This is a genomic window from Providencia sp. 21OH12SH02B-Prov, from assembly GCF_027362595.1.
Taxonomy (GTDB): domain Bacteria; phylum Pseudomonadota; class Gammaproteobacteria; order Enterobacterales; family Enterobacteriaceae; genus Providencia; species Providencia zhejiangensis.
The window spans coordinates 1,126,377-1,138,574 of sequence record NZ_CP114796.1; the positions used below are offsets into that span (position 1 = coordinate 1,126,377).

The following is a 12,198-nucleotide window of genomic DNA, read 5'->3' on the forward strand; positions in this document are numbered from 1 at the left end:
TAACCTCATTGATATTCAATTTGAAGCATAGCTGTAGCCGAAAATTGGCCACCATCGGTATCACTAAAGTTCGCACTCATATCCTTTATTGGAGCAACTTCAATGTTAGGAAGGTGATTATAGTTAAAATCGAGTAATGTATTGATTGGCTGCTGAATGCTATCAATATAAAATACAATCCCAATCTTACTATTAGAGGTGCTCAACCCACCATAACTATTGAAGCGGGTTGGATTACCAATCACTTTTAATTTTAAATTGTTTTTTAATATGTTATGGCATGTTAATTCAAAAGGAATCGTTTGTTTATAATTGGCACCATTTAACCTTGTTAATAAAACATCACCGAAGCTAACGGATTTTTGGGAATTAGTATTTAATAAACACTCGGGGGATTCTATTTTTAAATTTCCTTTAATAGTAAGGTTGTAAGATGCCGCATAACTATTCGAAATTAATAACCCCAAAAATAAAAGGTAAATAGTGCGTTTTGGGTAAAGTATCATTGTGTTTTCCTTATTGATAATCGATGGACATAACAACTGTTCCATTGAAAGTTCCATTACGCTGTAGTGAGACTCCACTAGGTTTGATTGGAACAGCGAATAACACAGGGGGTTGATTTCCATAGGTGAAATTAATAGTAGCGTTATTGTTTAGCGGTTTATTTTCGTTATAAATAGCTAAACCCAAATTGGGGATACTCGTTAAGACGACTGATTTTCCATCCATGATTGCACTTGATGGCCAAAATAATGTCATTTTAAATGAGTTAATGAGAACCTGTTTACAGGTTAAATCAAAATTAATTCGCGTTTTTTTATAATCAGTACCATCAATTAATGTTTCATATATATCACCGATATCTGTGATGCTATTAATGACACTGCATTCTGGCTCTTGACTCACGACAATTGAAAAATGAAGCGTTTGTTGCTCAGCAGACGTTATCGCTGAAAATACAGGGAATAATAAAAAAAAAGTGACTAATGCAATAATAATTCTTTGATGAAAATATCGCATGTTTCCTCCTAATCACTATCGAACGCTCATTGAGCGAAAATACAAACCTTCAGTATTGTGAGAACTATAGCCAGTGCAGGAAATATGAACGGCTTACCGCGTTCATAAAAAACGCCTTGCAACTGAGTATGGTATTAATTCCCTTCACTATTCTTATCGGGAATAACGTTGCATTGCGTGTTTTGGCAATTAAATATCAAGGTGGGGCGGCCACCGTAATCATTGATATAGGTTAAAACAGGTGTATCCCCTAATGCTTTAATTGTTAAATTGAGAGGAGCCGAACTTTTAGGCTCAATCATAATGGGTTCAAAATTTGCTATTGATTGACCCTTTTTACGGGAGCTCGCATCGACAATGGTAATAAAAAAAGACGTCGGATTATTGACAATATATTGGCCATCTTGACGTGTTAAGGTTAGTTTTTCTTGCCATGGTTCGCTCATTGCTCCATTTGTTGGGATAATACTTGTTGGGCGATAAAACAGTTTTATACGCGTTTGTAATGCAAGTTGAAGCGTGTTGGGTTTATCACTTTTTGGTGGGATCTCACGCAAATTAAAATAAAATACAGACTCGCGGTCTAAGGGTAAATTTTTGATACTAGGTGGAAGCGCAAGTATTTTTATCTGGCTTATTGTGCCTGCTTCGAGCCGTTGCACTGGGGGAATCACTGTAAAGGGAAGGTTGGTTTTATTTCCACTGCCATCTTCTAGCCAAGCTTGAGCTAAATAAGGTAATTGTTTATTTTCATTGCTAATATTTAATGAAATAGACTTGTCGTCACTCGTGATAATAGCACGAGTACGATCCAGTGCGATTGCAGCTTGTGCAGTTGAAAAATTGACGGATATTATCGTCGTTAAAAGCGTGCTAATTAAGTGGTGTCGATGTAAATATTGATTTTTTACTGTTTTAATAAGTAACTTTTTCATATCAAATCTCTTTATTAATAAATTTCTAATCATTGTTATTTGCTTAAAATAGGTATTCTTTTTAACGCGCTACTTTGTTAGCCAGCGTGTTGGTTTAATTGATTTGGGGCTAATTGGCATTGGCGAGACTTCCAAATACTTTTCTAATGGTGGTGGTGGCTGATTTTCGCTCACACAAGGTAATAACCAGTTGGTCATCAAAACGCTTTCATCGGGAAAGGTTTCTGGTAAGTGTATTTGGCATTGAACGCTGCCATTCCATGTGACATCTAATGTGTCACTAGCTTTTAAGCCAGTTAAGTAGATGCTCCCGTCATCGGAAATGATCCCAACTTGTTTTTTTCGCGTATTAGTTACAGTGGAACCGAATGGAGGAAAGCTATTATCTGCTAAGCGAATTATTGCCATTGCATTCGTGCCAGAGACCACTTCAAATTGGCGATATCCAATCGCTCCTTCCGTCAGTGTCGCTTGTTTGATGGATTGGCTAATCGCCGCGGTATCTGGCAATTTATTGACATCAATACGTACTTGATTGCGGTAGTAGCTATTGATGTCATTAATAACTGCATAACCAAAGGAATTGGTGTTAACGACTGCACCAAATCCTTGTATCGGTATATTTTCTACGCCATCGGTTGAAACTAGGATGCGAGCACCGCCCATTTGATTAATACGATGTAATGCAACACCTTCTTTAGTGGCAGTGAGACCACCATTAATACTCAGTGCAGCGGAACGATAGCGGTTATATTGATAGCTAGTATTGGTGCTGATTGCTGCATAGCTGCCATCATAATTATATGAACCGCCAATCGATGTGCCATCGCGGTTTATGCCTGAATTAAGGCTGTAATGACTGCTTTGATCTAATCGGCTGTAATAATTGGCTTGATTCGAAGTATCATTTTTATTCCAATTGCTACTTAATGAAATGGTTTTTGATTCACCCCAAGGAATTGATAAAGAAAAGTACGTGCCATAATCATTTTGCTGATCAGCGCGATTATAAAATTCAGTCATATTTAAACTTAAGTTTTTAAAAGACCCTAAATCAAAATATTTTGCCAATGATAAACTATAGCGATCACTGTTTGGCTTATTCCAATAGGATTGGTGATAGAAATTTAAATAAGCGCTTAAACCCAGCGTGGTTAGCTGTTGGTTATACGAAATGGTGTACATCTCTTTACTATTAAATTGACGAATACCACTGGTTTGAGCATCAAGGTATTCCGACATGCTCATAAAACCTTCTTCCGAAAATCGATAACCAGCAAACGTCACTTGGCTATTTGCCTCATCAAAGCGCTTTGAATAACTTAATCGATAAGAACTACCTTGATATATTCTGTCTCCAATATCATACATATTGGTTAGACTGGCTCTAGAATGAGTGACATCAAAGGAGAGGGCGCCAAATATCGTTAGGTCACGGCCAACGCCTAAGGCGGCTGAGAGGTAGTTATTAGCGGTGACACTGCCGCCGTACAATGACCAGTTATTGTTTATTCCCCACGAAAATTCACCACTCGCAAAGATATCGCTATTGATCCGATGCTGATAATCAGAGGTTTTGCCCGCAGCAAGTTTATAACGAATTTGCCCCGGACGAGTTAAATAAGGCACAGTAGCAGTTGAAAGGGTAAAAGTTTGCGTACTGCCATCCTGTTCTTGAACCGTTACTCGTATCTCTCCTGAGAGCGCATCATTTAAATCTTGAATTCGAAAAGGCCCTGCGGGAACTTGGGTTTGATAAATAATATGACCTTGTTGGCTAACAATGACAGTTGCATTGGTTTTCGCGACACCAGTGATTTCGGGCGCATAACCTCGAAGATTTGGCGGTAACATATTATCGTCGGTAATAAGGCTAAATCCGCTAAAGCGGAAACTATCAAAAATGTCAGAAGTAAAATAGTTTTCACCTAGTGTTAACTTTGCGCCAAGTGATTTAATTGCTCGGTAACTGTAATAACGGCTCAAATCAAAATCATTTTGCTGCTGTTGTCCTTGAGTTTTATTAATACGGCTTTGCCAATCAACACGAAAACGCCAAGCGCCAGTATTAAATCCCGTGATGCCGGTAGTATTAATACTGTAGGTCGTATTATTGGTTTTATGTGTTTGTTGATTAATTTGGGAAGTTAGATTGTAATCAAATAAGTAACCTGAAATTCCCTCTTCCCAGCGTGAAGGAGGATCCCAATTATCTGCCGTATATTCAAGATAGGCCTGTGGTACACTGATATAAAAGGCGGATTTAGGCAGATCGGCTCGGGCTTCCATACCCGGCAAGCTCTTTAAATTTAAACACTGATTATCGTGCCACCATGTTAATGCATCATTATATTCAGCCTTTAAACCCAGTTGCTTAACGATTTCCGGCGATACGCAAGCGGTAGACTCATCATTATTGTTCGGATCAAGATAAAAAAAGACTGTCTCATCATTAAAGGAGCTATTATTGATATAAATAGTGAAGCTGTATTCTCCTGGCATTAAATAACCAGGTTTTGAAAACTGTGCTAAGTTAATGTTAGCTCGATCATTAATATCAAGCATATTACTGTTGAATTCAATTTCATTTAACTGAGTGCTCATTGAGAATGAAGATAATAACAGTAAGGGTATAATTATTGTCTTTATGTTAAGCCAGGTCGTAATGTACGGTTGAATAGCGACCATAATATGTTTCCCCTAATGTCAATGTGTTGCTAATAAATTAAAATTGAAGATACTGTTATTTTTCTTTTTTATTTATATTTTAGTCATAGTCGACTTTAAATCGAATTTGAGTGTAATATAGCTCTGACGGTAAATTCTCTTCACGATTAATCAATGTTAATTGGTAGTTTAAGTTTATAATGCCTTGAGTGATATCTTGTGTTGGTATAGGAACATCAGGAATAATAATACGGTTAAATTGGTCATTAAGTCTTAGTGCAATTCCGCCTGAACCGCCATAATCTTTAACCAATGTTTTATCTTGAGTGCTCTCAAACGTAATGTGAAAATATTTCCAACCTAGCTTATTAATATCATTCGAGGTAGTGCGCTCAATTGAACAATTGATTAGACGAATGGTAAATTTATGAGGGGAACTCTCTCCATTACGTCTAATTTGAGTCAATGGAAGAGTTCCTATATCAATAGTTTGATCTCGGCTGCTCATATCAATTGAACATGCTGTTTCTACAATACTTCCACCAATTTTAATGGGAGTAACGGCTGTACTCATATTTGCAGTACCTATGAGCAGAAAGCTACCGAAAAAAACATTCATTGATTTCAACATTCGCCCTCTGTCTAAATTAATTCCCACTTATTTTTCTTAATTATTCACTGTCAGTGGAAAGAGTGTGTTATTCGTAGTTGAGTGTGAAATCTGCAACCGATGAGAATTCACCTACAGTTATCGTGTCGATATCACCGCCATTCCCCACCAGATAGGCCGAAAATTGTAGGGTATTATTACTATTTTGGATCTTTTGGAATGGAGTGGGTTGCCCTAACGTGATCACGCCAGCACTGCCATTAGCAATTTGAATACCAGCTCCTGACCCTGTACCAACAATTCCTAATGTTTTATTGGTTGTATCAAAACTGGCTGCTGCCCCACTAAAGGTTAATTGCACCCCTTTAGTTAATTTTGATACATCACAGTTTTCTAATAATATTTCAAACGGTCGCGGAGTTGATTTACCGCCAATGACTAATGCCATATTTGAAATTTGACCCAGTTCGATAATCTCTTTAGTCTCTGGAGAAATAGAGCAAGGTGCATCAATAATGGAGCCTTTAAATTTAATTTGGCCATGCCCCTGATCGCGTAGCGCATAAACATTTCCAACCGCAGAGACAGACAATAATAAAATCGGTAAAATAAATTTTAATTTCATAAGAATCTCCTTTAAAAAAGTAGGTTATTATTAGAAAGTCGCAGAATTTAACCCCACAGTATTGATATTACAGTAAAGGAAGCGTCATGAGACTGATTGTTATTTTTGTTTGAATAAAGTTCTATCCGAATAAAACCGGTGAACTGGAGGTTGGACTGCTATCATTATTGACCTTATTGAAAACGGATGTACTTAGCACCTTATTTAAATCAATGTATTTTTCAATAGATGCTATATTTATTTCTTCAATAAGTAATAAGTTAAACTCATCGATAGTAATATCGATTTTATCTAATAATAGCAGTAGTAAGCATACATTTATGCGGTTACTTCCACATTCATAACGCGACATTTGTTGTTGGCTTAAATTAACTAATTTTCCAAATTGTCCCGCCGTGAGTCCTTGGCTTTTTCTTATCCTTTTTAATGTTCTTCCAATAGTTAATGAGATAAATGAAAAAAAATCATTTATATTAATATCTTCACTCTTTTTCATTGATTCTTCCCCTTGTTGGATAAAGTAAAAATATTCAACATAATGAATATTTATTTAAGAGTTTATTTCTATACGATTTATTCTTTGTAAGTTTTATTTAAATGTGCTGATTTTAAGCAAATATAAAACGTATTTTTTTTAAGATCAAACCTTCTATAAATAGCAATTATTTTATTTTTATAAAAAACTCTCAACTGGAGTAACTAAGGAATTTATTAAAGGATAATAAAATCAATGTATTCATCCTTTGTGGCATACTTTTGTTGGTAAATATCTAGCATAAAATGCTAAAAATACAGACTCAATGAAGCAATTAAAGATAAAATATCAAAATAATTAAAAACTCATACTTTCTATTTTTTCCGTTACCATTCGCAACACTCTCATGTTAATTTGTATCTATTATTGTCTGTTTGTAATGAATTATTGATTACTCACAATAAAATAGATTGTTTATCAGCGAGATAAAAAAACCAGTCTATTAACCATACAATTTATATGGCTTAGAAAATGTAATAAATATTAGAAATCAACCATTTGATTATAAGTTGAATCTGTTTTAATTACCTACTTTTTATAGGTGAATAGATATTTAAAAAGGAATGGCATTATCATTAATCATTGTGGGTTAGCAGCAAAGCAAATTAAAAAACAATTATTTTTTATAACCTGCATTGCTTATTTTTTGCTATTGTTTGTTTTTCAGGTGACATAAAAAAACAGACAACATCTACAGTTGTCTGTTTTTTTGACTTACTTAGGATTAACGGGCTTTGGCTGCCATGATTTCAATAATTTGCACATCGGTATGGCGCATTGAGCCTGTCGCTAGCGAACATAAATTTGCTATCGATTGATCGACATCATCGGAAACAATGCCATCAGAGCCTCTTACACAGCTGTTGTCGAGCGCCATTAAAACGGCTTTGTAGGCCGCACTTGCACTTGTTGAAACTTTCATGGCACAACTATTCGATGCACCATCACAAATCATACCGCTGACATCACCGATCATGCTGCATATTGCCATTGCGACGACTTCATAGCTTGATTCTAGCAACCATGCGATACCTGCGGCGGCACCCATCGCGGCAGTTGTCGCTGCACATAATGCGGAAAGGGCAGGTAATTGATTATGAATATAGATAGCCATTAAATGGGATAGCATTAATGCTCTAGCTAATTGTTCTTCTGTTGAATGCAAATAATCTGCCGTGACAACAACGGGCATGGTGGCAGCAATCCCTTGGTTGCCTGAACCTGAGTTACTCATCGCGGGCAATATCGCCCCTCCCATGCGAGCATCAGATGCTGCGGATGTCCGTATCATAATTTCAGATAAAAGATCTTTTGATAGTAATCCACGATCACGTTGAGCTTGGAGTGTTTTTCCTATGTGCAAGCCATAGACATGACGTAACCCTTCTTGCGAGAGTGCATCATTTAACTGTGCAGCTTCTAAAATAAAGCGAATATCTTCAAATGGGGCTTGGGTTGCGAATTGATAAACGGCTTTTGCGGTCACCTCAGGGAGTGCGACATCGGCAGCACAATCAACAGGGGAAGTGTTTAATGGTGCTTTTTGGTTGATATCAAAAATGACATCATTATTAACCATCATCTTTACGAGGTTGGTGTGTGACCCTGCAATAATCGCTGTTGCAGAACCTTTGTCAGTAAACACTGTCGCTTCTGAATAGATGACATCATCACAAGGTTGTTTAATATCCACAGTCACTAAGCCTTGTTCGAGCATGTTTTTACTCGACTCAATAGCCGAAGTTGACGCTGACTTTAATACCTCAAGTCCGGCATCCGCATCGCCACCAAGAGCGCCTAATGCCGCAGCAATAGGCAGACCCACCATACCTGTTCCTGGCACAGTTACACCCATCCCATTTTTCATTAGGTTCGGTGAGACTAATGCGGTGACTCGAAGAATATCACCTTCAATACAAGAGGCTGCTTTTGCTGCCGCGAGTGCTAATGAAATGGGTTCGGTGCAACCTAAAGCAGGTTTAACTTCTTGTTTGACTGCATTGATAAAGTACTGCCAAAGAAGTGGCTGGGCTTGAGTTTGCATCGTAAATTCCCCTTCAAGAACATCGTATTAATAAGGGTATTTTAAATAATTATGAGGAGAAAATTTTCATTATGTTAGGGGGGAAGTTTAAATTTTATAGAAATATTTTCTGTGAATTCAGTTAAAAATAGAAAGTATTTTTAAGTTTGACCTTTATCACAAAGTCTCCTGCCTAAATATTTAGGCAGGAGTAAGGTGACGTTAATCTCAACTTTCGAGGTCGAGTCGTTTATTTTGCCATCGCCGAGAACGCCAACGCCATGCATTGGTTAAACCACGTAACCACTCATCAGCAAAGAAGCCGATCCAGATACCCAGTAAGCCCATTTCCATTTTAATACCAAGAAAATAGCCTAGTGGAATCGCAACTCCCCACATAAAAATAATGGCGGTACACAGTGGGAAACGCGCATCACCTGACGCTCTTAATGCGTTAACCATAACAATATTGATGGTACGACCCGGTTCTAAAAAGACTGAGAGTAAGAACAGAGGCAGTAACACATGGATAATACTTTGATCTTCAGTTAAATTATCAAGAATAGGGTCTCGGAATAACCAGAAGAAAAAGACTACGCCAATCGTGACATAAAAGCCCATTTTGAGGCTTTTCAGCCCGCGTTTGTAAGCATCATCGAAACGTTTAGCACCAACAAGGTGCCCCACCATAATTTCATTACCTATACTGATTGAAATACCAAATAGCATAATAAAAAGTGAGAGTTGGAAATAAAGTGTTTGTGCCGCTAGCGATGTTTCGCCCATTAAACCGATAAACGCAGATGCGGTCATAAAATGTAGGATCCACACTAAGTTTTCGCCGGCAGATGGCAAGCCAATATGCAGGATTTTTCCTAACATATTACGTGACCAGCGTATCAGTAATTGTGGGGAGAACTTAATTCTTAGCCCATAAAATAATAAGCAAAATAGCAGTATAACAGCCACAACCCGCCCTACGACGGTTGACCAGGCGACGCCTTCAAGGCCATATTGAGGCAGGCCAAAAAAGCCATAAAGAACAATCATGTTACCAAATACAGTGATGACGTTAGCTATCAGTGTTACCCACATTGCAGGTTGAGCTTTGCCATAGACGCGCAAACAAGCCGCAAGAATAATGGATATCGCTTCAGGGATTAAACAGATTCCTAGAATATGTAAGTATGCATAACCATCTTGCATAAGATGAGATGGTGTATTCATGATGCTAAGAATTTTATAACCAAAAAAGAGTGCAATCAGGGCACTGGAAAAACCTAATAAAAAGTTGAAAGCGATAGAGATGTGGATAGCTTGGCTGGCTTTTTCACGTCGCCCAGCCCCTAAATATTGCGCGATAACAACACTGCACCCCACACTGATAAAGTTAAAAATGGTGATAAACAGATCAAATACCTGATTTCCCACCCCCATTGCCGCTAGGTAGGCTGTTGAAACATGGCTCACCATATAGGTGTTGATGAGTAATGTGGCCAAATGAAGAAAAATATCAATAAATATTGGCCAACTGAGAGAAAAGAGTGATCTCTCAGTGACATCAGATTGATGCATTAAGAACCTTCAAAATAATTTAAAAAGTGATATACCAGAAAAGTAGGCTGATTCTACCCGCATTTATGTTGAGTTAATAGAGTTTAAATACGCTTATTTAAAAGGAAGTTAATCTTTTGTTTAATAATGATGATTCTGCTAATTTATTCTAGATTGATATTCATTTTATCAATGCAAAAAACAACATCAGCATAGTAAAGGAGTCACAATGACAAAAATTAAAGCCGCAATAGTGGGATACGGCAATATTGGCCGCTATGCACTCGAAGCGGTATTGGCAGCTGAAGATTTTGAACTTGTTGGCGTAGTTCGTCGAAATGGACAAGATATCCCAGCAGAGTTAGTAGGGCATACTGTTGTCGATGATATTGAAAAATTAGGCAAAGTAGATGTTGCGCTGCTGTGCTCTCCGACTCGTGTAATTGGTGATTTAGCGGAGAAAATCTTAAATCTGGGGATTAATACGGTTGATAGCTTTGATGTCCATTCAGAGATCGTGGCATTAAAAAAACGTTTAGATAAGGCTGCTAAACAACGCGATAGCGTTGCCATTGTTTCTGCTGGTTGGGATCCTGGTTCTGACTCCATTATGCGTGCCTTAATGTTAGCGATGGCACCAAAAGGTGTTACTTATACTAATTTTGGCCCAGGAATGAGCATGGGGCACAGTGTTGCAGCAAAAGCGATTGATGGGGTGAAGGATGCCTTATCGGTCACCATTCCACTGGGTACCGGAGTGCATCGCCGCATGGTTTATGTGGAACTCGCTGCAAATGCAAATTTTGATGAAGTGGCTAAAGCCATTAAAGCGGATAGCTATTTTGCTTCCGATGAAACACATATTCGCCAAGTGGATAGTGTGGATGCACTAAAAGACGTTGGTCATGGTGTACATATGACGCATAAAGGTGTTTCTGGCGCGACACACAATCAACTATTTGAATACTCAATGCGTATTAATAATCCAGCATTAACTTCTCAGTTTATGGTTTCCGCAGCACGAGCAACGATGAAGCAATCACCAGGGGCATATACTGTGATTGAAATTCCACCAGTGAATTTCTTACAAGGTGATCTTGATAATTTGATTGCTAAGTTAGTGTAATCACTGGATGGCATGATTGTAATGAATGCACTCATGCCAGTTCCGTTGATACGCGTTATACTTCAAATGTCGCATCGTATTAAGAAAGCTCGTTATATTCTTCTTTATCCGCAACGATGTTGTCATTTACCTTATTAGTGGATAGTTTATGGGATGATTGACGTTGTCTCAATGAGGTCAGCTAGATAGTTTGAGATAAAAAAGGACTTTATCATGGCTAAAAATTCAAAAAGAAAAAATAATATCACCACAGAGACAAAAACATTCTTTTCAGCAAAAAGCACCCCACAAACAGTTGTAGAAAATAAACATGCATTTAGTGTATTGCGTTTTTTGTCAAAAATAATAAGTGTGTGTTTTTCTCTTTTTTATGTTGGTTTTATTTTTTCTGTTTGGTTTTTTCCTGAATATTATGATGTTGCTTTAATTTATAACTTAACGCTGATCCTTATCTTCGAGTTTATTTTAGTACACTCGGGTGTTTTTATGTCAATAACCAATAATATCAAGGTGTTGATAGGGTTTGCATTATTGTACGGACTGTTTGCTTTTGCGTTTAATTACTCCGTGCTTGGTGATTCACCGCTGATCCTTTATTTATATAGTTTCACCATATTAAATCGCATATTATACGGTTTTAGTAGCCGAACTGATGAAGAGCGTAAAGAGAATTTGGGGAATTCCGCTATGATGGCGGTAAATTTTATGTTTTGCATCGTTCTGGTAGTCATCGTGTCTTCGCTAGTCCCTTATGGTGGACTGACGCCCAATTATTTATCGTCAATCGACTACTATAATACAATCCCACACGGTGGAGAATTTCCTGAAAAACCACACGTTGCCTTTGCTTTTGGTGTTTTATATTTTGGTTTACCTGTCGTGTTACCACTATTTTTTAAACTATTAAGTAAAAAATAGGCTAATGTCTAATTAGGTAATAATCTTCATATGCCACAAGGCCAACAGGGTAAAATAAATAAAAAAGCACCTACCGAAGTAGGTGCCCTGGTGTTGACAAAGTCTCATTGTGATTAAAGCGGCTTAATAATTATGATTGATGAACGTTATTTGCTTGCAGCCTATGCTTATATTATTTTGCG

11 protein-coding genes are annotated in these 12,198 nt (G+C 37.5%); 2 read left to right on the forward strand and 9 right to left on the reverse strand.

The annotated features are described in order from the left end of the window. Positions 1–5 precede the first annotated feature (5 nt). The 9 genes from O7C57_RS05480 to O7C57_RS05520 form a co-directional block, all read right to left on the reverse strand. Positions 6–551 (reverse strand): fimbrial protein, encoded by a 546-nt coding sequence (locus tag O7C57_RS05480; RefSeq protein WP_230085863.1) that lies wholly within the window; start codon positions 549–551, stop codon positions 6–8. Beyond that, entirely contained in the window at positions 517–1,023 is a 507-nt protein-coding gene (locus O7C57_RS05485; protein ID WP_154623899.1) for a fimbrial protein, read from the reverse strand. Before O7C57_RS05485 ends, O7C57_RS05480 begins: the two co-directional genes overlap by 35 nt. A 134-nt stretch (positions 1,024–1,157) precedes the next feature. Next, positions 1,158–1,958 carry a fimbria/pilus periplasmic chaperone gene (locus O7C57_RS05490; RefSeq protein WP_154623898.1) on the reverse strand — a complete coding sequence of 267 codons (801 nt, stop codon included), beginning with the start codon at positions 1,956–1,958 and terminating at the stop codon, positions 1,158–1,160. 69 nt (positions 1,959–2,027) lie between these two features. Continuing rightward, the gene (locus O7C57_RS05495) at positions 2,028–4,646 is read right to left on the reverse strand and encodes an outer membrane usher protein (protein WP_154623897.1); all 2,619 of its coding nucleotides are present in this window, start codon (positions 4,644–4,646) and stop codon (positions 2,028–2,030) included. Positions 4,647–4,725: 79 nt separating this feature from the next. Beyond that, the gene (locus O7C57_RS05500; RefSeq protein ID WP_154622803.1) at positions 4,726–5,256 is read right to left on the reverse strand and encodes a fimbrial protein; all 531 of its coding nucleotides are present in this window, start codon (positions 5,254–5,256) and stop codon (positions 4,726–4,728) included. A 67-nt stretch (positions 5,257–5,323) separates the two neighbouring features. Further along, positions 5,324–5,860: a fimbrial protein gene (locus tag O7C57_RS05505; RefSeq protein WP_154622804.1), complete on the reverse strand. Its 537-nt coding sequence runs from the start codon at positions 5,858–5,860 to the stop codon at positions 5,324–5,326. Between the two features lie 121 nt (positions 5,861–5,981). Then, entirely contained in the window at positions 5,982–6,356 is a 375-nt protein-coding gene (locus tag O7C57_RS05510; RefSeq protein WP_269723749.1) for a helix-turn-helix domain-containing protein, read from the reverse strand. 763 nt (positions 6,357–7,119) lie between these two features. Next, positions 7,120–8,439, reverse strand: coding sequence for a serine dehydratase subunit alpha family protein (locus tag O7C57_RS05515; RefSeq protein WP_269723750.1), 1,320 nt, complete (start codon positions 8,437–8,439; stop codon positions 7,120–7,122). 207 nt (positions 8,440–8,646) lie between these two features. Next, a complete protein-coding gene (locus tag O7C57_RS05520; RefSeq protein ID WP_154623573.1) occupies positions 8,647–9,993 on the reverse strand; it encodes an MATE family efflux transporter in 1,347 nt (448 codons plus the stop codon). Positions 9,994–10,201: 208 nt separating this feature from the next. Here O7C57_RS05520 and O7C57_RS05525 point away from each other — a divergent pair, with 208 nt between their 5' ends. Together O7C57_RS05525 and O7C57_RS05530 are read left to right on the forward strand one after the other, a co-directional pair. After that, entirely contained in the window at positions 10,202–11,098 is an 897-nt protein-coding gene (locus tag O7C57_RS05525; protein ID WP_163860824.1) for a diaminopimelate dehydrogenase, read from the forward strand. A gap of 213 nt (positions 11,099–11,311) precedes the next feature. Continuing rightward, on the forward strand, positions 11,312–12,016 hold the full coding sequence (locus O7C57_RS05530; protein ID WP_195848170.1) for a hypothetical protein: 705 nt from the start codon (positions 11,312–11,314) through the stop codon (positions 12,014–12,016). The last annotated feature ends 182 nt before the right edge of the window (positions 12,017–12,198 follow it).